At 64.7% G+C, this 306-nt stretch carries 1 protein-coding gene; it reads left to right on the top strand.

Features of this window, described 5'->3' with window-relative positions:
- The coding region (locus BLX41_RS10970) for a two-partner secretion domain-containing protein (RefSeq protein WP_123724893.1) at positions 1-306 on the top strand (306 nt) is incomplete at both ends.

Raw genomic sequence — 306 nt, 5'->3', positions numbered from 1 at the left:
ACCTGGGTGGCCGCGCGGCCAATGTGATCCTCAACGAAGTCAACGGCGGCAGCCCCAGCCAGCTCAAGGGCTACACCGAAGTGGCCGGGCAATCGGCCCATGTGATCGTCGCCAACCCCTACGGCGTCAGCTGCAACGGCTGCGGCTTCATCAACACCCCGAAAGCCACCCTGACCACCGGCAAGCCGGTGATCGAGAACGGCCAGCTCCAGCGTTACCAGGTGGACCAGGGCAGCGTGTCCATCGAGGGCGCGGGGCTCAACGCGAGCAATATCGACCAGTTCGAAATCATCACCCGCAGCGCGA

Origin of the sequence: Pseudomonas protegens, assembly GCF_003732485.1 — a bacterium.
Lineage (GTDB): Bacteria > Pseudomonadota > Gammaproteobacteria > Pseudomonadales > Pseudomonadaceae > Aquipseudomonas > Aquipseudomonas protegens_B.
Note: the sequence above shows the minus strand (reverse complement) of the source record. Positions and strands in the feature narration are given on the sequence as shown.